The sequence below is a fragment of the Donghicola sp. XS_ASV15 genome, assembly GCF_041224595.1.
In the GTDB taxonomy this organism is placed as follows: domain Bacteria; phylum Pseudomonadota; class Alphaproteobacteria; order Rhodobacterales; family Rhodobacteraceae; genus Donghicola.
The window spans coordinates 1-21,111 of the sequence record NZ_JBGFGN010000100.1 but is presented as its reverse complement, the minus strand read 5'-3'; the positions used below and the strand labels follow the sequence as shown (position 1 = coordinate 21,111).

20 protein-coding genes are annotated in these 21,111 nt (G+C 56.3%); 13 read left to right on the top strand and 7 right to left on the bottom strand.

What is annotated here, in order from left to right:
- Window positions 1-122: 122 nt before the first annotated feature.
- From AB9K37_RS03310 to AB9K37_RS03300, 3 genes are all read right to left on the bottom strand, one after another.
- Complete coding sequence (locus tag AB9K37_RS03310; RefSeq protein ID WP_369835543.1) at window positions 123-1,139, bottom strand: flagellin; 1,017 nt, start codon at window positions 1,137-1,139, stop codon at window positions 123-125.
- Window positions 1,140-1,323: 184 nt separating this feature from the next.
- Window positions 1,324-1,644, bottom strand: coding sequence for a hypothetical protein (locus AB9K37_RS03305; protein WP_369835542.1), 321 nt, complete (start codon window positions 1,642-1,644; stop codon window positions 1,324-1,326).
- Window positions 1,634-1,906 carry a chemotaxis protein chel gene (locus AB9K37_RS03300; RefSeq protein ID WP_369835541.1) on the bottom strand — a complete coding sequence of 91 codons (273 nt, stop codon included), beginning with the start codon at window positions 1,904-1,906 and terminating at the stop codon, window positions 1,634-1,636. Before AB9K37_RS03300 ends, AB9K37_RS03305 begins: the two co-directional genes overlap by 11 nt.
- A 93-nt stretch (window positions 1,907-1,999) precedes the next feature.
- On the opposite strand from AB9K37_RS03300, the gene AB9K37_RS03295 reads away from it, so the two are divergent.
- Together AB9K37_RS03295 and AB9K37_RS03290 are read left to right on the top strand one after the other, a co-directional pair.
- Window positions 2,000-3,424, top strand: coding sequence for a hypothetical protein (locus tag AB9K37_RS03295; RefSeq protein ID WP_369835540.1), 1,425 nt, complete (start codon window positions 2,000-2,002; stop codon window positions 3,422-3,424).
- 2 nt (window positions 3,425-3,426) lie between these two features.
- Window positions 3,427-4,086 carry a flagellar hook capping FlgD N-terminal domain-containing protein gene (locus AB9K37_RS03290; RefSeq protein WP_369835539.1) on the top strand — a complete coding sequence of 220 codons (660 nt, stop codon included), beginning with the start codon at window positions 3,427-3,429 and terminating at the stop codon, window positions 4,084-4,086.
- Here AB9K37_RS03290 and ubiB read toward each other — a convergent pair.
- Window positions 4,083-5,615 (bottom strand): 2-polyprenylphenol 6-hydroxylase, encoded by a 1,533-nt coding sequence (gene ubiB / locus AB9K37_RS03285; RefSeq protein ID WP_369835538.1) that lies wholly within the window; start codon window positions 5,613-5,615, stop codon window positions 4,083-4,085. The two genes, AB9K37_RS03290 and ubiB, sit on opposite strands and share 4 nt — an antisense overlap.
- Window positions 5,616-5,618: 3 nt before the next feature.
- Window positions 5,619-6,374, bottom strand: a complete 756-nt coding sequence (gene ubiE / locus AB9K37_RS03280; protein ID WP_369835537.1) for a bifunctional demethylmenaquinone methyltransferase/2-methoxy-6-polyprenyl-1,4-benzoquinol methylase UbiE — start codon at window positions 6,372-6,374, stop codon at window positions 5,619-5,621.
- 87 nt (window positions 6,375-6,461) lie between these two features.
- Between ubiE and mutM the strand changes: the two genes are divergently transcribed.
- The 9 genes from mutM to gyrB all read left to right on the top strand — a co-directional run bounded on the left by mutM (window position 6,462) and on the right by gyrB (window position 16,324).
- Window positions 6,462-7,313, top strand: coding sequence for a bifunctional DNA-formamidopyrimidine glycosylase/DNA-(apurinic or apyrimidinic site) lyase (gene mutM / locus AB9K37_RS03275; RefSeq protein WP_369835536.1), 852 nt, complete (start codon window positions 6,462-6,464; stop codon window positions 7,311-7,313).
- 63 nt (window positions 7,314-7,376) lie between these two features.
- Entirely contained in the window at window positions 7,377-8,153 is a 777-nt protein-coding gene (locus AB9K37_RS03270) for an enoyl-CoA hydratase (protein WP_369835535.1), read from the top strand.
- 112 nt (window positions 8,154-8,265) lie between these two features.
- Entirely contained in the window at window positions 8,266-8,529 is a 264-nt protein-coding gene (gene rpsT / locus AB9K37_RS03265) for a 30S ribosomal protein S20 (RefSeq protein ID WP_072709104.1), read from the top strand.
- A gap of 460 nt (window positions 8,530-8,989) precedes the next feature.
- Window positions 8,990-10,372 (top strand): chromosomal replication initiator protein DnaA, encoded by a 1,383-nt coding sequence (dnaA, locus tag AB9K37_RS03260; RefSeq protein WP_369835534.1) that lies wholly within the window; start codon window positions 8,990-8,992, stop codon window positions 10,370-10,372.
- A 112-nt stretch (window positions 10,373-10,484) separates the two neighbouring features.
- Window positions 10,485-11,603: a DNA polymerase III subunit beta gene (dnaN, locus tag AB9K37_RS03255; protein ID WP_369835533.1), complete on the top strand. Its 1,119-nt coding sequence runs from the start codon at window positions 10,485-10,487 to the stop codon at window positions 11,601-11,603.
- 91 nt (window positions 11,604-11,694) lie between these two features.
- Complete coding sequence (gene recF / locus AB9K37_RS03250) at window positions 11,695-12,798, top strand: DNA replication/repair protein RecF (RefSeq protein WP_369835532.1); 1,104 nt, start codon at window positions 11,695-11,697, stop codon at window positions 12,796-12,798.
- Entirely contained in the window at window positions 12,795-13,211 is a 417-nt protein-coding gene (locus AB9K37_RS03245) for a VOC family protein (RefSeq protein ID WP_369835531.1), read from the top strand. Before recF ends, AB9K37_RS03245 begins: the two co-directional genes overlap by 4 nt.
- Window positions 13,208-13,828 (top strand): LysE family translocator, encoded by a 621-nt coding sequence (locus AB9K37_RS03240; RefSeq protein ID WP_369835530.1) that lies wholly within the window; start codon window positions 13,208-13,210, stop codon window positions 13,826-13,828. The genes AB9K37_RS03245 and AB9K37_RS03240 overlap by 4 nt, the downstream gene beginning before the upstream one ends.
- Window positions 13,829-13,906: 78 nt before the next feature.
- The gene (gene gyrB / locus AB9K37_RS03235) at window positions 13,907-16,324 is read left to right on the top strand and encodes a DNA topoisomerase (ATP-hydrolyzing) subunit B (protein WP_369835529.1); all 2,418 of its coding nucleotides are present in this window, start codon (window positions 13,907-13,909) and stop codon (window positions 16,322-16,324) included.
- A 36-nt stretch (window positions 16,325-16,360) separates the two neighbouring features.
- Here gyrB and AB9K37_RS03230 read toward each other — a convergent pair whose 3' ends face one another.
- Window positions 16,361-17,095, bottom strand: a complete 735-nt coding sequence (locus tag AB9K37_RS03230) for a hypothetical protein (protein WP_369835528.1) — start codon at window positions 17,093-17,095, stop codon at window positions 16,361-16,363.
- 371 nt (window positions 17,096-17,466) lie between these two features.
- Here AB9K37_RS03230 and ilvD point away from each other — a divergent pair, with 371 nt between their 5' ends.
- On the top strand, window positions 17,467-19,305 hold the full coding sequence (ilvD, locus tag AB9K37_RS03225) for a dihydroxy-acid dehydratase (protein ID WP_369835527.1): 1,839 nt from the start codon (window positions 17,467-17,469) through the stop codon (window positions 19,303-19,305).
- A 109-nt stretch (window positions 19,306-19,414) separates the two neighbouring features.
- On the opposite strand, the gene AB9K37_RS03220 is transcribed toward ilvD, so the two are convergent.
- On the bottom strand, window positions 19,415-20,095 hold the full coding sequence (locus AB9K37_RS03220; RefSeq protein WP_369835526.1) for a hypothetical protein: 681 nt from the start codon (window positions 20,093-20,095) through the stop codon (window positions 19,415-19,417).
- Between the two features lie 434 nt (window positions 20,096-20,529).
- Between AB9K37_RS03220 and AB9K37_RS03215 the strand changes: the two genes are divergently transcribed.
- On the top strand, window positions 20,530-20,976 hold the full coding sequence (locus tag AB9K37_RS03215; RefSeq protein ID WP_369835525.1) for a hypothetical protein: 447 nt from the start codon (window positions 20,530-20,532) through the stop codon (window positions 20,974-20,976).
- The last annotated feature ends 135 nt before the right edge of the window (window positions 20,977-21,111 follow it).

Sequence of the window (21,111 nt, the reverse complement as noted above, 5' to 3'; positions counted from 1 at the left end):
AACCTCACAGAATTGGCCTGACGGCCAATGCGCCTTGGACCGGGCTTGCTATATGAGGGCCGCACGCTCCAAGGCGCTCGCCCCAAACTGGCCGACTTTTGCTCCGCCACAATGGCCGAATTTTACTCCGCCGTTGACACGTTGACGGTCTGCTCTGAATTGTTGTTGATGGTCAGAGAGCCGGCGCTGTCGTTGGTGTCCAGAGTGAACTGGTCTTGATCGATACCCGCTTCGATCAGCGAAGAGCGCAGACCGGACGCGATGTCTTCGGTACGGTCTCCGACACCGATGGTGTATGTGGCAACAGTGTTGCCCAAAGTCAGCGAGACTTTGTCGCCAGCGACCAGGCCACCGTTCGCAGTCGCGGCTGCCAAGTTCACATCACCCGCAGCCAGAGCGGCGCCACCGCCCAACGAGCCGTTTGACGCCAGAAGTTCAAAGTCACCGATTACCATCTGAGCGCTCGCACCTGAAGCCTGTGACAGACCAAATCCGTTCGCCCCGGTGATGGATGCAATGGTCGACTGGTCAGGTCCGACATCCGCGCTTGCATAAGTGGCAGGGACAGTGAGGGTGGTCGCAGGGTTGGTGCCCGCCGAGAGGTCGGTGCCGCTGCTGGTCGACAGATTGGTCAGCGAGGGATCAAAGCTGATGGTGCCAGAGCTTACCGAGCCATCGGCGCTACGGTTCAACGAAGACAGAACGCTAAAGCCACCGTTGCCATCTTTGCTGCCGTCCAGAATGTTCAAGCCGTTAAACTGTGCAGAATCGACGATGCCGGTGATTTGCTCGACCAGCGACTGCACTTCGGTGTTCAGCTTGTTCCGATCAACGTTATCTTCGTTGGCCGAGACGATTTTGGTTTTCACTTCGTTCAGAAGTTCACCCACCTCCTCGGCTGCGCTTGCAGCGACGGCGACGGTCGATTGGCCAAGCGACAGCGATTCGGAAACAGCCTCGAAGCCGGCCACATCGGCTTCCATAACTTTCGAAATTGCAAAGACCGATGCGTTATCTTTTGCCGAAGAGACGGACATACCGGTCGAGATTTCGCTTTGTACTTTGTTCAGGTCATTGTTGATCGACTTGAGGGTCTGCAGAGCTACGGTTGCGCTGGAGTTGGTCAGGATGCTGGACATGATTTTCCCTAATGATGTAGGCGCTTTAGCGCCTTTTGCGATGCGCCCGTTCCGGGCAGTTCCATGTCGTTCTGACAGTTGCGACGTTGCCGCCGCGCCATCTCTCGATGCATGTCCAGTTCTGGGGGCCAACTCCTAATAAGCGGTGAAAACAAACCACCGAGTGCTTAGAGGTTTAATCAAATCAAGCCCGAATGGACTTGCCGCCGCTGCCAACCATGACATTCCGTTTTTGACCATTGGGGCGGTACAGGACGAACCGGGACTCTGGGTTTTGGATGTCGCGCAGGATTTCTTTTGCTTCGAGAATACCAAGCCGTGATGCCTTGAGCAGACGGGCAGTTCGGGCGCTGCGATGTGCGGCGGTTTTCAGGTCATCTTCGGTGCTACCGACCAACTTTTCGTCATAAATTTCCAACTCGGAAATGAGTTCTTCGAGAGCGGCGAAGTTTCCTGCTCTCAACGCGGTATCAAGTTTTTCGAAAATATCTGGTTCATTCGCCATTTTGATTGTCCATTTTTATGAGACTTTGCAAAAGCGCCTCGGTGAGGCCGAATGCGCCGGCTTCGACCATCGCGTTTGCCTGCATTTCAACCAGGAAACTGGACAGCTGCTCTTCACCGATGCCCCCTCCCATGTTGCTGAACTGTTTTCCGACGCCTGCCGCCTTGAGCATTTCTGTCGCGAAACTCGTTTCGAGCTTTTGCGCAGTTTTTCGCATCTCTAGGACGCGCGGCGTTTCTGTGAATTGTGAGATGGTAGTCATATGGCCCTCATTTTTCGAAAAGAATGAGCGGACGCGGTAAAGAAGTCGTAACCCTGCCTCGATATCCAGAGAACTTCTCACAGGAGGTTACGGATGATCTCACCATTGTTGCAGATGGCTTTGGCTGGCATGGGCAGTGACCGCGTGCCTTCTGGCAAGAGTGCGCAGTCGCCGCAGTCATTCGAAAACCTCATTGCCAGCATGGACGCGGACGAGGTGGAATCGAGTACCTCGGTTTTGGCGGAGCTCCCAGAGGCATCTTCTGAAGAAGGTGAGAGTGACCTTGCCATCTTAGAAGAGGTCTTGTTGGACTCAAAAGGCGAAGTCGAGGTCAATGCCGAGGCTGTGCCGCAGCACGCACAGCAGGTGCCTCCGGTCAGTGATCAAGGGTCTTCCGCCAATTCGGCTGAGTTGTTTCAGGCTCATCCCGAGCAGGGCATCCAGACCGGCGACATAGCTTTTTCTGATGCTGAAGACCCAGCCACGCGTTCGGCGAGTTCTGGTGCTTCAATTGAGCAGGATTCGGAATTTCGTGCGGGTGATTCCCTCCAAGAAATGAAAGAAATTGCACGACTTGAGTCAGAAGATGAGTCGATTGTTCGCGCTGTCGAGCGGGACGTCCGAGTGCAAAGTCGTGCCGCGACCCAGCCAATTCCTGCCCAAAACGTAGCTGAACATTTTCCAAGCGCGAGTGAGGCGCAGGCAGTAGTCGATCCGCTCGACCTTAGAAAAAGCGCACAAACCATCAACCAGACAAATGAGATCTCGGCGCAGCTTCCAGATCAATCTGATCTTGCCGCGATCCGACCAATTGCGGTGACTGAATCTGGCAAGCCGGGGCAAGACTTGCAGAAGACTGCAACTGCGCGGATTGAACCCGCTGCGTTTGAGTCGGCAAGAATTAAAAAAGATGTGGTGATGTCACAAGACTCACCGAGTGAAGCAGCTAACGGCGGTCTCCCGCCTTCCGCTCCGAGTATCACCGCCTCTGGCGGGTTTGGCGAAGAGGCCAGCGCGATCGCCGTGAACACCGCGAGCGAAGTACGGCAAAGCACGGTCACCCAAGAGTTAACGAGTACGCCCATGCGCGCCGCGAAGGTGAGCTTGACCCTACCACAGGTGAAAGAAGTCGTTCAGGTCGCTGTAGCCTCGGGGTTGGAAAGCAAAATCGAAGTCGAATTGCAGCCGTTGGACTTGGGCCGGATGAAGCTCATTTTCAAGCAAGATGCCCAAGGCATGTCGGTTATTGTCGAGGCAGAAAAGCCCGAAACAATCGATCAGATCAGGCGGCACCTGGAACAGGCTTCCTTAGATCAGCGCACAGGCCAAGATTCTCAGCCCCGATTCCGTTTCGAATCCGGAGGGTTTGAGCAGAGCGGGAGAGAGCGCCAGAACAGCGCGCGTCAGGGCAAAGCTATGCGTGTCCAAACGTCCGGGGATGAGCCGCTAGACGTCGCGAATGAATTCTCTCGTCCAACGCAAATTAGTCCTTCGGGATCCCTAGATATCAAGGCTTAACGATGACCGTCAGTAGTGTAACCAGCGCCGTTTCAACACAAGCAACCACAACAACCAGTAGCACTACGTCGGAAAGTGGTCTTTCATCTGACTTCGAAACCTTCCTGAAAATGATGACCGTCCAGATGCAGAATCAGGACCCGCTGAACCCTGTAGAGTCCACTGATTTTGCGGTGCAACTCGCTGCGTTCTCGCAGGTGGAACAGCAGGTTTTGTCAAATGAGTATCTTCAAGAGCTAACTGATAGCCTGAGCGCTTCGGGCCTTGCCGGTCAGGCACGACTGATCGGACGTTCTGTACTGACAAGTGCCGCGACGCACTACGACGGCGGAACCATCGAGATCATCCCGAGCTATGACCTGACGGCCGAAAGCCATGTTTTGGTGATCCGCGATGACACTGGTGCCGAAGTGGGTCGAAGAGCGTTGAGCGGGGCTCCGGAGGCAATCCAATGGTCAGGAATGACTGATGAAAACGGGCAGTTGGGCGATGGAACCTACAGTTTCGCAGTCGAGAGCTACACGGATGGGGCCCTCAGTGCGACAAATTCGGCGCAGACATGGGGGGCCGTGAACCAAGTGACACTGGCCGATTCCGGTGTGGAACTGACATTGGAGGGTGGTTCCTCTGTTTACGAGACAGAGGTCACCGCGATCCGCTAGTGGATGCTCGTGGCAGCCCAGATGGCCACGACGGTGCATGTCCCAAGAGCGCCGCCTAGCAGAATATCCCAGACTCGTTTGCGGGGCGTCGGTACTGGCCGCGGGTTTGACTGCGCAACAAGCATGGCTTCGACGAGCCCAGGCAGGCGCGGCCCGAAACGACCTAGAACTTTGGCAGTCCGAAGGAGATCGCGGGCGGCAGCTTTGGGGCCCAGATTCGTTTTGATATAGTCTTCGACAACAGGGCGGGCGACTTCCCAGATATTGATGTGGGGGTCCAAAGAGCGTGCGACACCTTCGACCACGACCATCGTCCGTTGCAGCAAAATCAACTCGGTTCTCGTCTCCATTCCGAAGCGTTCGGTGACTTCGAACAGATATGCCAGAAGTTTGGCCATCGAAATACGTGTCGCGTCCATGCCGAAAATCGGCTCTCCAACGGCACGAAGGGCTCGGGCGAATTCCTCGACTTCTCGGTCGGCAGGGACATAACCTGCTTCGAAATGCACTTCGGCGACGCGGCGGTAGTCCTTGCGAATAAAGCCGTACAGAATCTCGGCGTAGACTCGACGCGTGTATTCGTCGATATGACCCATGATCCCGAAATCATATGCGATAATGTCCCCATTCGGCGCGACCTTGAGGTTCCCGTGGTGCATGTCCGCATGGAAATAGCCATCGCGAAGGGCGTGGTTCAGGAACAGTTGTAGAACTCTTGCTCCCAGCGCATGCCTGTCGTGCCCGGCCGCATCAATTGCTGCGGTGTCTCCCAAAGACACACCCTCGGCCCAGCCCATGGTCATCACACGGCGTCCAGAATAGGCCCATTTGACCTGAGGCAGGGTGAAGCCCGCGTCATTTTTGGTATTGTCTGCAAATTCCGAGGCTGCGCTCGATTCCAGACGCAGGTCCAGTTCGCCCATGACCACGCCTTCGAAATGCGCAACCACGTCAGTTGGGCGCAAGCGGCGCGAGGACGGAGAGAGCAACTCGATGACCTTTGCGGCGAAATAAAATGCGTCGATGTCTCGGCGGAAGGCGCGTTCGACGTTGGGACGCAGGACTTTTACAGCAACTTCTTCGCCGGTTTCGGACAGGCGCGCTTTGTGGACTTGCGCGATCGAAGCAGCCGCCAGCGGCTCGCTGAACTCTGAATAAATTTCTTCGACCGGTTGCCCCAGCTCCTCGTGCACCATTTTCTTGGCGGTTTCGATGGGGAAAGGCGGCAGTTTGTCCTGTAGAACACGTAGTTGCACGGCGACTTCGGCCCCGACCACATCGGGTCGCGTTGAAAGAATCTGGCCGAATTTGATATAGGCGGGCCCCAGTGCATTCAGCGCGCGGGGCGCAGGGGGCATGTTGGGATCACCTTCTTCACCCAGCCAGCGGAAGGGCCAAGCCAAGGTTCGCAGAACGACGCGCAACGCATTGGGCGCATTCATCTCGTCTAGAATGAACCCCATGGCGCCAGTACGCTCCAGTGTCGCACCAGTGCGGATCAGGCGAAGGATATTGTGAGGACCGCGCATTGATCAGATCTTCCAGCCCGAGTGGAGGGCAGCGATGCCCATCGACAGGTTTCGGTACTTCGCGTTTCCAAAGCCTGCTTTGCGCACCATACCAAGGAATGTGTCTTGGTCAGGGAATTTACGGATCGACTCTACCAGATATTGATAACTGTCAAAGTCGTCCGCGATCATCTGGCCCATCCGCGGAATCACGTTAAACGAATAGCGATCATACACCCACTGCATCGAATCGTTCGGGATCTGACTGAATTCCAGCACCATCAAGCGCCCGCCCGGTTTCAGAACGCGGTAGGCTTCGTTCAGCGCCTCTTGGGGGCGGGTGACGTTTCGGATGCCAAAGCTAATCGTGTAGACGTCAAAAGTATTCGCTTCGAACGGCAGTTTCATCGCGTCACCGACGACCCAGTCTAGCGACTCCGACATGGCTTCGGCGTCCGCGCGTTTGCGGCCCTCGACCAGCATGGGCTCTGTCAGGTCCAGTACGGTGGCATGAGCGTTGCCTGCGCGCTTCAGATAGCGGAACGAGATATCGCCGGTGCCGCCGGCCACATCCAGCAGGCGCGTGTTGGGCCGCGGTGCCAGCCAATCCATCATCGCATCCTTCCAGACGCGGTGGATGCCCATACTCATGACGTCGTTCATGATATCGTACTTGGAGGCGACCGAGTTAAAGACGCCCTGCACACGTCCTGCCTTTTCGCTTTCGTTCACGGTCTGGAAGCCGAAATGGGTGGTGCCTTGGGTGTCTTCAGTACTCATGGGTCTTGATCGTCCTTGTTACTGCCCCTTCTTATAGAGCGCTGCGGGGCCGATACAATGCAGCCCCCGCCAAGAAGGAGCGACTCAATGCCCGAATTACCCGAAGTCGAGACAGTCCGTCGCGGGTTGGAGCCTGTGATGACCGACACCGTCATCGAATATGCGCAGGTGAACCGTCCCGATTTGCGCTGGCCCTTGCCAGCAAATATGTCGGAGCGTTTGACTGGCCAGCGTGTTCTGGGGCTGCGGCGGCGGTCGAAATACATTCTGTGTGATCTGGAAGGCGGTGAGACCCTGCTGATTCACCTAGGGATGTCGGGACGTATGCTGATCTCTGGCGCGCAAGTTGGTGCCTTTGCCCACCCGCACCCCGCGCCGGAAAAGCACGATCACGTTGTCCTCAATATGGTGGGCGGCGCGCGGATCACGTTCAACGATGCGCGGCGGTTCGGGGCGATGGATCTGGCCCCCACGCCAGAGGTCGCTTCTCACAAATGGTTGGCAGGACTGGGGCCTGAACCCTTGGGGAATAGCTTCTCCGATGAGCATCTGGTCGCGCGCCTGAAGGGTCGGAAAATGCCCATTAAATCTGGCCTTTTGGATCAGAAAATTGTGGCGGGTCTGGGTAACATATACGTCTGTGAAACGTTATATCGCGCTGGGATTCATCCTGCGCGGCAGGCGGGTGCGATTTCGGAACGTCGCGTCAGATCCATGGTGCCGATCATCCGCCAAGTGCTGGAAGAAGCAATCGCTGCAGGGGGCTCTTCACTGCGGGATTTCAGGCAAGCAGACGGCGAACTGGGTTATTTTCAACACAATTTCGATGTCTACGGCAGAGAGGGGATGACCTGCAAAACCCAAGAGTGCGAAGCTGAAATCCGTCGAATCGTGCAGTCGGGGCGGTCCAGCTTCTACTGCCCGACATGTCAAAGATAACTTGATCGAGCGGCTCACACTGTTAAGGAATCGGTCTGATCGAAGTAACACGGGACGAGGTTAATGGCCTTTGAAACGATCATCGTCGATATCGACGATCATGTGGCACTGATCACCCTGAACCGGCCCGAAGCGCTGAATGCGCTGAACAGCCAGCTTCTCGGGGAGCTCGCCACGGCACTGGCCGAAGCGGATCAGAACGACAAGGTGCGCTGCATCGTCATCACTGGTTCGGAAAAGGCATTCGCTGCCGGCGCCGACATCAAGGAAATGTCTGAGATGTCTTTCGTCGACATGTACATGTCCGATTTCTTTGGGACCGAAGGCGACAAGATCACCAAGACCCGCAAGCCTGTCATCGCTGCAGTGTCCGGCTATGCGCTGGGTGGCGGGTGTGAGCTCGCGATGATGTGCGATTTCATCATTGCCGGAGATAACGCCAAGTTCGGCCAGCCCGAGATTAACCTTGGCGTCATTGCGGGAATCGGCGGCACCCAGCGTCTGACGCGCGCGGTCGGCAAGGCCAAGTCGATGGATATGCACATGACTGGCCGCTTCATGGACGCCGAAGAAGCAGAGCGTTCAGGGTTGGTAAGCCGTGTGGTGCCCGCCAAGAAGCTAAAGGAAGAGGCTATGAGTGCCGCCAACAAGATCTCCGAGAAGTCGATGATCAGCGTGCTGGCTGCCAAAGAGGCGGTTAACCGCAGCTTCGAAACAACTTTGGCCGAAGGGATTCAGTTTGAACGTCGCCTGTTCAACGGCCTTTTCGCGACCGAAGATCAGAAGGAAGGCATGTCCGCTTTCCTTGAAAAGCGCGAGCCGCAGTTCCGCGACCGCTAAGAAAAACGGGCTTCGGGGCACTTTTCCACAGATGCCCCGTTGACTCACAAGCGAGTCGCCCCTTATAGAGCGCTCCTACACGAATTCATCCTAAGCACAGGACCGAGACAACATGGCAAACACGCCTCAATCCAAAAAGCGCGCCCGCCAGAACGAACGGCGCTTTGCCGTTAACAAGGCCCGCCGCTCGCGGATCCGGACCTACCTGCGCAAGGTCGAAGAGGCCATCGCATCGGGCGACCAGCAAGCAGCTCTGACTGCGCTGCGCGCTGCACAACCCGAACTGATGCGCGGTGTCACCAAAGGCCTCGTGCACAAGAATACCGCAGCACGCAAAATGTCGCGTCTGTCGGCTCGGGTCAAAGCGATCGCATAATTAGTCAGAAAGTCTGACTGACAAAAGGGCATCACTTCGGTGATGCCCTTTTTCGTTTAAAATCAACGTTGTGGCCGATTCTAGGGATTCTTTTTGGGAATCTGAGCGTCAAGAGCGAAGATCAGTTGCCGCCCTGTTGGCCCAGTTGGTAAGTTATCCATGCGAGTCACATCGCCCTGGGGGAACAGAGGTAGGCATCTTCTAACAAGATGCGAGAGTTGAAACCGCACCAATTTTGTTGGTGCTGACGGTTTCCTTTTGCCCTGTTCTTCTGAGCATGACGACTGTTTTAAAAAGTGTGTCCGAGAAACGTGTGTGTCTCGGGACAGTCCCCTTTTGTCTGTTGGTAGCAGGTTAAGAGGTGTGACGTTTTGTTAACGATTTGCCTGTAGGCGCAGGCAAGTGGTGTGCGTGTCAAATGAGATCGTCGAGTTAGACGGCAAGACTTGGAGCGGGAAGAATGACGCAAGAACAATGGGGCCAGATCCGTCAGGATCTTCGGCAAGTATTGGGGCAAAACAACTTTACTGCCTGGATCGAGCCCCTTCAGTTCCAAAGCCTCACTGATGGTATTGCGACCTTCAATGTGCCCACAAACTTTATGGGCAATTACTTAACGCAAAATTACGCGGACACGATTTTGTCTTCGATGAACTCTGCGGGCGTCGCTGTGCGCCGTATCCAGTTCGTCGTTGCATCGCGTCAGCAGGCCAAGGCGCAGGCTGCAGCCAGTGCGGCAACCGTAGCGGCAGCGAACAAAGTCGAATCTCCCGTGTCGGCCGACCGCCCCGGTGATATGGATCTGCCCGGTGCGCCTTTGGATGCGCGTTTCAGCTTTGACCGCTTTGTTGTTGGCAAGCCGAACGAACTGGCCCACGCCGCTGCCCGCCGTGTGGCCGAAGGTGGCCCCGTTAGCTTTAACCCGCTGTTCCTGTACGGTGGTGTTGGTCTTGGTAAAACCCACCTCATGCACGCGATTGCATGGGAGTTACACCTGAAATCCCCGCACCTGAATGTGGTGTACCTGTCCGCAGAGCAATTTATGTACCGCTTTGTTCAGGCTTTGCGTGACCGCAAGATGATGGACTTCAAAGAGCTGTTCCGCTCGGTTGACGTTCTGATGGTCGACGACGTTCAGTTTATTGCGGGCAAAGACTCGACCCAAGAAGAGTTCTTCCACACGTTCAATGCGCTTGTGGATCAGAACAAGCAGATCATCATTTCAGCGGACCGCGCTCCGGGCGAGATAAAAGATCTGGAAGACCGGATCAAAAGCCGCCTTCAGTGTGGTCTGGTCGTTGATCTGCATCCGACCGACTACGAACTGCGACTTGGCATCCTGCAGTCCAAGGTCGACGCATATAAACTCCAGTACCCCGAGTTGCAGATCGCCCCCGGTGTTCTGGAATTCCTGGCGCACCGCATTTCGACGAACGTCCGTGTGCTTGAGGGCGCGCTGACCCGTCTGTTCGCTTTCGCGTCTCTGGTGGGCCGCGAGATTACGCTTGAATTGACACAGGACTGTTTGGCTGACGTCCTTCGCGCCAGCGATCGCAAGATCACCGTCGAAGAGATTCAGCGCAAAGTGGCCGAGCACTTTAACATCCGTCTCAGCGATATGATCGGGCCGAAGCGCGTGCGCAGTTTTGCCCGTCCTCGTCAGGTGGCGATGTATTTGTGCAAACAGATGACCACCCGTTCTTTGCCTGAAATCGGGCGTCGTTTCGGTGGTCGCGACCATACCACAGTGATGCACGGCGTTCGCAAGATCGAAGAACTAAAGATCAAAGACCACCAAATGGCCGAAGATCTGGAGCTTTTGCGCCGCGCATTGGAAGCGTAATTGCGAGGAACCCTTGACGGGCCGCTCAAACCCTTGGAGAAATCTAAAAAAGGGTTGAGCGGCTTGCCATTTACGGTACCTTACCGCTCCCGACAACGACAGGAGCGAGGGAATGAAATTCAGCATCGAACGGGGTGTCCTGGTCAAAGCAGTGGCGCAGGCTCAGTCGGTTGTCGAACGCCGCAACACCATCCCGATCCTCGCGAACGTCCTGATCGAAGCGTCCGAGAGCACCGTCTCGTTTCGCGCGACTGATCTGGATATCGAGGTCGTGGACAAAGCGCCTGCACAAGTAGAGCAAGCTGGATCGACCACTGTGTCGGCTGTGACTTTGCACGAAATCGTGCGCAAGCTGCCTGACGGTGCGTTGGTCACGCTGACCGATGACGCGGGGAAAGGGCGCCTGACAGTCGAAGCGGGACGTTCTATGTTCTCGCTCGCGACACTGCCCAAGGAAGACTTTCCGGTCATGGCGTCGTCTGAATACCAGACGACCTTTGCCGCGCCCGCGCCTGTTCTGCGCCGCCTGTTTGATAAGTCGAAATTTGCTATCTCGACCGAAGAGACACGGTACTACCTAAACGGCGTGTACATGCACGTGTCCGAAGGCGAAGAAGGCCGTGTTCTGCGTTGCGTCGCCACGGACGGTCACCGCTTGGCGCGAATCGACGCGACTCTGCCTGCAGATGCCGAGGCGATGCCCGGCGTGATTGTCCCGCGCAAAACTGTGGGCGAACTGCGGAAGCTGCTCGATGATGACGAGGCAGAGATCACCGTGTCCGTCTCGGAAACCAAGGTGCGTTTTGCAACCCCGACAATCACCCTGACGTCGAAGGTCATCGACGGCACATTCCCCGACTACACGCGCGTGATCCCAATGGGGAATACACGCCGTATGGAAGTCGATGCAGGTGATTTTGCCAAGGCTGTCGACCGTGTGGCGACAGTCAGCAGTGAACGGTCTCGTGCGGTCAAGCTGGCGTTGGAAGAAGACAAGTTGGTCCTGTCCGTGAACGCACCTGACAGTGGCGCTGCGGAAGAGGAACTGGTGGTTGCCTACGCCGACGAACGACTGGAGATCGGGTTTAACGCCAAATACCTGCTCGAAATCGCGAGCCAAGTGGACCGAGAGAATGCGGTCTTCATGTTCAACTCATCGGGCGATCCTACATTGATGCGTGAGGGGAATGATACCTCGGCGATCTATGTCGTGATGCCGATGCGCGTCTGATCCGAATGAGCGAGGCCCTGCGGGGCCTCGCACTGTATTTCCCGGGCCTTGTGGCCCGGCGGTGCCTCCGGCGGGGGTATTTAGGGCCAGGATGAAGGGCTTATTCCTCAGTCATTTGCGGTTGTCTCATTTTCGTTCGCATCGGCGGGCGGAAATGTTTTGTGATGGGCGGCCGGTAGCTTTGTTCGGCGCGAACGGGGCGGGCAAAACGAATATTCTAGAGGCTGTTTCGCTGTTTTCTCCGGGGCGTGGGATGCGGCGCGCCAGTGCGGAAGAGATGTCCCGCCGGCCCGAGGCGTTGGGATGGAAGCTATTTGGTGCGATGGAGCATGGAGATGACCACCATGAGATTGAAATATGGTCGGACAAGGGAGCGGCACGGCAGCTGAAGCTAAATGACAAGAATGCTGCGCAACTGGCTTTGGGGCAGATCGGGCGGGTCCTGTGGCTTGTGCCCTCAATGGATCGATTGTGGATCGAAGGAGCGGAGGGGCGTCGCCGGTTTCTGGATAGGATGGTGATGAGCTTTTTTCCCGCCCATGCCGAGGCTTCTTTGGTTTACGAAAAGGCAATGCGTGAGCGGAACCGTTTGCTCAAAGACCAGAAGCGCGACGCATATTGGTACAGCGCCTTGGAGGTGCAGATGGCCGAAGCTGGGGCTCAGATCATGATGAATCGGAGTCTGGCGCTTGCCCGTGTTTCCGCTGCACAACAAGAGGCCGGGACTGCGTTTCCTGTGGCTGATTTGGAATTGGTCGAGGCAGAGGAACTCGCGCCAGAGGATTTGTCGTCGGCTTTTGCCGAAAGCCGCGGGCGCGACCTGATGGCGGGCCGAACGCTTGTGGGGCCGCATCGCACGGATCTGGAGGGCACCTATGCTGCCAAGTCCGTGGCAGCCAAGGACTGTTCGACCGGAGAACAGAAGGCACTGCTCATTTCCTTGATATTGGCGAATGGGCGCGCCTTGGCGCATGATTTTGGGGCGCCGCCGATTCTGCTGCTTGACGAGGTGTCGGCGCATCTGGATGCGAACCGTCGGGCGGCCTTGTACGACGAAGTCTGCGCCCTTGGGGCTCAGGCCTGGATGACCGGGACCGGACCGGAATTGTTTACGGAATTTGGCGATCGTGCGCAGTATTTCGAGGTCGGCGAAGAGGCTGGAATCAGCCATATTGAGGAAAGGTATTTTCAATGAAAGCGAATAGGGTAACGCTGATCACTCTGGGAGTGTCGGATTTGGAGCGCTCTCGGAAATTCTATGCTGATCTTGGTTGGGTCGAAGAAGAGTCGCCTCCAATGGTGTGCTTCTACGACATGGGTGGGGCCAAGTTCGGGCTGTATGATTTGTCCAGTTTGGCTAAGGATTTGGATCGCAGCGCGGCAGAGTTGGGAAACGGGGCCATGACGCTGGCGCAGAATTTCGGGACCGAGGCAGAGGTTGATGCCGCTTTTGACGCGGCGATCACCGCTGGAGCGACTGTGTGCAAAGCCCCTGAGAAGGTATTCTGGGGCGGATACTCGGGGACATTTGCCGATCCGGACGGGCACGTCTGGGAGTACGCCATGAATCCCTTTTGGCAGTTGGATGACCAAGGCCGCCTTGCATGAGTTTGACGATTGTTGACCTGCTGCTTTACGCAGGTGCTCTGCTTGTGCTGTTTTTGACCCCCGGGCCCGTGTGGGTCGCGATGGTCGCAAGGGCGTTGTCAGGCGGTTTTCATGCAGCATGGCCGTTGGCTTTGGGTGTGGTGATCGGCGACATCGTGTGGCCGCTCTTGGCCATTCTCGGGGTCGCTTGGGTCGTGCAGACATATGACGGTTTGCTGATTGCGCTGCGCTATGTGGCGGCGGTTGTGTTTGTCCTGATGGGTGTTGGCCTGATCCGCAAAGCCGATACCCTGCTCAGTGCTGACAGCCGGTTGACCCGTCCCGGTGTTTGGGCCGGTTTTGTCGCTGGCTTGGCCGCGATTCTGGGGAACCCGAAGGCAATTCTGTTTTACATGGGGATGCTACCGGGCTTCTTTGATCTGTCTGGGATCACCGCTTGGGACATCGTCGCGGTTTGCGCGGTTTCGGCGATCGTGCCGTTAGCGGGGAATCTGATTCTGGCTGCTTGTGTCGGGCGCGCGCGCCGCCTGTTGCAGAGCCCCGAAGCGTTAAAACGGACCAACCAGATTGCGGGTGCATTGCTCATTTTGGTCGGCTGTGTGATTCCCCTCCTGTAGCGCAATATATTGGTCATTTGCGTGACATTCCTCCCAAGAACTTGTAAAACCTAGGACAAAGAACAAGGGGAACCCTGCATGTCCGATACCACTCAGCGACCGGAAGAATACGGCGCCGATTCTATCAAAGTTCTCAAGGGCTTGGATGCTGTTCGCAAGCGGCCTGGCATGTATATCGGGGACACCGATGACGGCAGCGGTCTGCACCATATGGTGTACGAGGTCGTGGACAACGGCATTGACGAAGCGTTAGCCGGTCACGCGACCGCGGTGAACGTGAAAATTCATGCCGACAATTCAGTTTCTGTCCGTGACAATGGGCGCGGAATTCCCGTCGATATGCATGCCGAAGAAGGCGTGAGCGCGGCCGAAGTTATCATGACCCAGCTGCACGCTGGTGGTAAGTTTGATAGCAATTCTTACAAGGTGTCCGGCGGCCTGCATGGCGTGGGTGTTTCGGTCGTGAACGCTCTGTCCGATTGGTTAGAATTACGCATCTGGCGGAATGGCAAAGAGCACTACGCCAAGTTCGTGCGCGGCGAGACTGCCGAGCATCTGCGTGTGGTTGGCGATGCCGATGGTCAGAAGGGTACCGAGGTGCGGTTCCTAGCCTCGACCGACACGTTCTCGAACCTGGACTATGTCTTTAAAACGCTGGAAACCCGTCTGCGCGAACTGGCGTTCTTGAACTCTGGTGTGCGGATCATCCTAGAGGACGAGCGTCCTGCGGAGCCTCTGCGGACCGAGCTTTTCTACGAAGGCGGTGTGCGCGAGTTCGTGAAATACCTGGACCGCAGCAAGACCTCGATGATCGAAGAGCCGATCTTTATGACCGGTGAAAAGGATGGCATCGGCGTCGAAGTCGCGATGTGGTGGAACGACAGCTACAACGAGATGGTGTTGCCGTTTACCAACAACATCCCTCAGCGCGATGGCGGCACCCACATGGCTGGCTTTCGTGGTGCCCTGACGCGGACCATCAACAGCTATGCGCAGACCTCTGGCATCGCCAAAAAAGAGAAAGTGACCTTCTCTGGGGATGATGCGCGCGAAGGTCTGACGGCTGTTTTGTCGGTCAAAGTGCCGGACCCGAAGTTCAGCTCGCAGACCAAAGACAAGCTGGTCAGCTCCGAAGTGCGTCCCGCGGTCGAGAGCCTGATGAACGAAAAGCTGGCCGAATGGTTCGAGGAAAACCCGAACATTGCCAAGCAAGTTGTGGGCAAGATTATTGAGGCGGCTTTGGCACGTGAGGCAGCCCGCAAGGCGCGCGAACTGACACGCCGCAAGACCGCGATGGATGTGAACTTCCTCGCAGGTAAGCTCAAGGATTGTTCGGAAAAAGATCCGGCCAAAACTGAACTCTTCCTGGTGGAGGGTGACTCGGCGGGCGGTTCTGCACAAACAGGTCGGGACCGCGGCACGCAGGCGATCCTGCCTTTGCGCGGTAAAATCCTGAACGTCGAACGTGCCCGTTTTGATCGTATGCTTGGCAGTCAGGAAATTGGTAACCTTGTGATGGCGCTTGGCACTGGCATCGGCCGTGACGAGTTCAACATCGACAAACTGCGGTACCACAAGATCGTCATTATGACCGACGCGGACGTTGACGGTGCGCACATCCGGACGCTATTGCTGACGTTCTTCTACCGCCAGATGCCAGAATTGATTGAGGGCGGCTTCTTGTATGTCGCGCAGCCACCGCTCTACAAAGTGGCGCGTGGTAAATCAGAGGTTTACCTCAAGGATCATCCCGCGCTGGAGGATTACTTGATCCAGCAGGGCGTCGATGGCGCGAGCCTGCGCATGGGCAACGGCGAAGAGATCGTGGGGCAGGATTTGGTTCGCGTCGTCGAAGAAGCCCGTTCGGTCAAGCGCATCCTCGATGCCTTCCCGACCCATTATCCGCGCCACATTCTGGAACAAGCGGCGATCGCTGGGGCGTTTGTCCCAGGAGCGATTGATGCGGACCTGCAGGGCATGTGTGACACCGTGGCGGCGCGTCTGGACATGATTGCGCTGGAATACGAGCGTGGATGGCAGGGGCGCCCGACGCAGGACCGTGGTATGCGCCTGAGCCGCATTTTGCGCGGTGTCGAAGAGGCGCGGACACTCGATGGCCCCGTTTTGCGGTCGGGCGAGGCGCGCCGCGTCGGTTCCATGACCGAGTCGATGCAGGACGTGTACGGCAAGCCCGCAAAGCTATGGCGCAAAGAGCGGTCGCAAATGATCTACGGTCCGCTTGACCTGTTGCACGCGATCCTGAGCGAAGGCGAGAAAGGCCTCTCGCTACAGCGCTATAAAGGTCTGGGTGAGATGAACCCCGAGCAGCTGTGGGAAACCACTCTGGACCCAAATGCGCGGACCCTCTTGCAGGTAAAGATCGACGACGTGGCCGAAGCCGACGATCTGTTTACCAAGCTGATGGGTGATGTTGTCGAACCGCGTCGCGAGTTCATCCAACAGAACGCACTTAGCGTCGAGAATCTGGACTTCTAATGCCAAACGGGCGGTGCACAGGCACCGCCCGTTAGTTCATAGCCCGCATTTCGCCAGTTCCTTGGCGTAGGCTTGCGGCGTATCCATCGCGCGATCACGCTGCCTTGCTGTATTTGCAAACGGATGGTGCAATTTAAGCACTGCAAGTTTCGCCGTACGGCTCAGTTCATTTTTCAAGAGCCGGTCTGAAGCGTTAGGGTAGGTGCTTTTATATGTACGCCCTGCTAAATAAGCTTTTAAATTGTACCTTAGTTTCTTTTGCAGGCCATATACGTACTCTTTATGGTGGCGTACGTGTCTGAGTTCATGTGCCAACACGACTTTTTTCAAACAGGCATTTCGATCAAGGCTAGGTGAGAGCCAAATCTGAATATCTTCGTTTCCGATCTCAATCTTGAGCGTGTGGATGCGGAGACATGCGCCAGTTCTGTCTCGCAGCTTTTCCCATTTGATCGAGGTGTGAACGTCACGATCAAATCGGGTTAGACCTTGAATCGCCCATCCCGCCCTCAGCGCCGATTGTGCTCTAAGTGGCCGTTTTTTAACGATTTGCGGGGCGGTCGACGGCGCTGAAATCACGAGCTTTGGCGGCTGTGCACATTGGCGTGCGAGCGATGTGCTAAGGCGTGGTGCCGCGCTCGCTGAGGTCGAAGTTTGCACAAACGAAATGGCCGTTGCTACAATCAGCGCACCTCGAAGTAAGCCTTGCCGTGTGGCGTTGAGGATCGAAAATAGAGACTCTTTAGGGAACACGCTATTAGGCAGTTTCATAGCCAGCTTCCCAGTATGTTATTTGCAGATGAGTGTCGAAACTAGTTAGAAGGAGTGTTCGAACTCATTACTGTATTTAAACGGTAGCATAGCTCGATAGTTTCAATTGTGACAGATTTATTTGAATGTGAATTTGCATATTTGCACACAGCAAAACGACATATAGTCCTGTTGGTGCAGTGGTTTTTTGAAAGTGATTGCCATCATATCTGGATTAAGAATGTGTCGGCTTTCTGCGGCGCAGCGCAACTTTTGGAAAAGAAAATCGACGAGATCCACGTAATTTGCGCGTGAGACCGCCCGCCTGTGGTTGATTTTTCCGTCTGCGGGGTGCAGGTGTCTGTGCGATAGCCAGACTGAAAGCGAAAGACATGCCCGCATATCGTTCACGTACAACAACCCACGGCCGTAACATGGCAGGGGCCCGTGGCCTCTGGCGTGCCACCGGTGTCAAAAACTCCGACTTTGGCAAGCCGATCATTGCGATCGTCAACAGTTTTACTCAGTTCGTGCCCGGCCACGTCCACCTGAAGGATTTGGGCCAACTTGTTGCACGCGAAGTCGAGGCCGCTGGTGGTATCGCGAAAGAGTTCAACACCATCGCGGTGGATGACGGCATCGCAATGGGCCATGACGGGATGCTGTATTCGCTGCCGTCGCGCGAACTTATTGCGGACAGCACTGAATACATGGTGAACGCGCATTGCGCAGACGCCATGGTCTGTATCTCGAACTGTGACAAGATTACGCCTGGTATGCTGATGGCTGCGATGCGCCTGAACATCCCTGCGATCTTTGTCTCGGGCGGTCCGATGGAAGCGGGCAAGGTCACGCTGGATGATGGTCGTACCGTTGCGCTGGACCTCGTGGATGCAATGGTCGCCGCTGCCGACGACAAGGTATCCGACACCGACCTGGCCAAGATCGAAGAAGCGGCTTGCCCGACCTGTGGTTCGTGCTCTGGCATGTTTACTGCGAACTCAATGAACTGTTTGACCGAAGCCTTGGGCCTGTCGTTGCCTGGCAACGGCTCGACCCTCGCAACGCACTCGGCGCGCAAGAACTTGTTCCTCGAGGCTGGTCGCCGCATCGTTGAGATTACCAAGCGCTATTATGACGAGAACGACACCAGCGTTCTGCCCCGCAACATCGCCACCAAAGCCGCGTTCGAGAACGCAATGGCTTTGGACATAGCGATGGGCGGTTCGACCAACACGGTTCTGCACATCCTTGCCGCGGCGATTGAGGGCGGCGTGGACTTCACCATGGACGATATCGACGCTCTGTCGCGCCGTGTGCCTTGCCTGTGCAAAGTCGCGCCGAACAAAGCGGACGTTCACATGGAAGACGTGCACCGCGCAGGTGGCATCATCGGTATTCTTGGTGAACTCGCCCGTGGTGGTCTGATCGACCGCAGCTGTTCGACCGTGCATGCGCCGACCCTTGGCGATGCAATTGACCAGTGGGATATCGCTGTGTCGCAGAACAACGCCGCGCGCGAGCTGTTCCTTGCTGCGCCTGGTGGCGTTCCGACCCAAACCGCGTTCAGCCAAAGCAGCACATGGCCCGATCTGGATACTGACCGTACAGGCGGCGTGATCCGTTCGACCGAAGCCCCGTTCTCCGAGGACGGTGGTCTGGCTGTTCTGAAGGGCAACATCGCGCTGGATGGCTGCATCGTGAAAACCGCAGGCGTCGACGAGTCGATTCTGAAATTCACTGGCCCTGCCAAAGTGTTCGAGAGTCAGGACGCAGCTGTTTATGGCATTCTGAACAACAAGGTTCAGGCAGGTGAGGTCGTTGTCATCCGGTACGAAGGCCCCAAGGGCGGCCCTGGCATGCAGGAAATGCTGTATCCGACCAGCTACCTGAAATCCAAAGGTTTGGGCAAAGACTGCGCGCTGATCACAGATGGGCGCTTCTCTGGTGGCACCTCGGGTCTGTCGATCGGCCACGCTTCGCCCGAAGCGGCAGCCGGCGGCACCATCGGTCTGGTGCGCGATGGCGATATCATCGAGATCGACATCCCGAACCGCACCATCAATCTTGCTGTGGACGAAGCTGAACTCGCCGCGCGCCGCACGGCTCAGGACGCAGCAGGCTGGAAACCGGTTGAGCTGCGGAAGCGCCGTGTCTCTCAGGCGTTGAAGGTCTATGCAACCTTTGCGTCGTCAGCAGACAAAGGCGCGGTACGGGTGCTACCTGAATAAGCTCGCCCTTTCGCGTACAGAAAAAAGCCCCGTCCGCTTCTGCGTGACGGGGCTTCTCTTTTGGCTTCGTTGGTACGAGGGAAGGTGAAGCCTTGGGTAGTTCCTTGATTTAGCGGCAGATATTGTATTCGCGGCGGTAGTTGCTCTCGGTGTCCATGCGGCGGTCCTTGTTGTCTGCCACGGCATCGTGCTGGTTGTTGATTTGATGCAAAACGTTCAAGGTCCGCTGCATCAAAGCGTCTTTGACCGCGCGGGTGTCGCTGCCAGCTTTGATCACCATGCCACCATTTCCGCGCAGGCGGCTGGCCAAATTGCGGCGCAGGTCGTTGCTGAAGCTCCGAATGTACGTGTTGTGATTTTGCACGTGCTGTTGCTCGTGGCCAAGAGTAACGCGATATTCGCAGCTATTGCGGCGAATGCGCGGATTGATCCAGATCTTGGGTTGGATCACCCCGGTTTGCACTTGGATCGCTTTGATGCGTAGGCAGCTGCCGGCACTAGTGTTCACCATTTCCCACTGGAAATTCGCTTTGAAGGCACGCTTGAGTTCCGCCAGGCCTTGGATCCGCCAGCCTGCTCTGATCTTTTTGCTAAAACTTGCAGGCTGCGACTTGGTAATCTGTGCCGGTTTAATATTCTCGACGACCTGCACGATCGGAGGTTGGCTGCACAGTTGCGCGAGGTGTCGCGCAGAAGGAGGCTTGGCAGCGAAGGCCGGCGTTGCAAGTCCTGCAACCACAGCTAACAGTATGGTAGCTTTGGCAGTGATCTTCTTAACAGTCCTGAACATGACGTCCCCCGAATTTTCCCTCTGGTGAGAACCGGTACAAGCGAACCGATCCTGTCCCGGACGATGTCTTTTTATTCGGGACACCCTTATATTGCTGGGGTTTTGGGGCTTCGTCCTGACCGCCATTGGTCAGAAGGGATGCGTTTTCGACTACCCGGAGAAGGCCGAAGAGTGGTCGGATACGCCCGCTGGATCGTAAAGCGCCAACGAGACGTATCGATAATCCCACTAAGTTGTAAAAAATAGCCTGATGGGCGTATTCGTAGGTCTATCCTGCAATACTCCAAAAGGCGTTCTCTTGCCCGCTCGTCACTCTTCAGCTGTCCGAATGATTTTCCTGAGAGCATTCGGAAAAGCAGACGCATTTTGTCGGAACGCTATTCCCTCTGGGTAGTTGAGACACCGAAAGTTCCGATATCGCAGTGGGTAGGATAATGATCTCGACTTTAGGACTGATTCTCGCAGTACTGGTTTTGCTCTTGGTACTGATCGCAGGTTCGCACTGGCTTCATTCAGAGAAGCATCCGATTCCCCCACAGCCGGACGGATCCGTACGGTTGGCTACGTATAATGTGCACTACATCAAGCTACAGGAAGAAACCGGACAGTGGTCGATCGAGGATTGGCACCGCCGCAAAGAGCCGCTGAACACTGCGTTCCGCGCCATCGCGCCCGACATTATCACCTTTCAGGAGATGGAGAGTTTTGCCGCCGAAAATGGTGATGAGTTTAATCTGGCCCGTGACTATCTGCTCGAACGGAACCCCGAATACAGTTTCGCTGCGCGCGGAGATTGGACCTATTGTCCGATGACCCAGCCCATCTTCTACCGGACCAGCCGGTTCGAGTTGCTCGACGAAGGGTCGTTTGCTTTTCGTTAGTGTCCGAGCACGTGGTGTAATTTCCGCACCGCCAACGGTGTAATCCCGGGTGGCCATCGAGGTGTATGGTCGAGGTGGAGTTTGACCGCTTCAACCACGAACCACACGGAGACCCCGATGACCAAAACCAACATG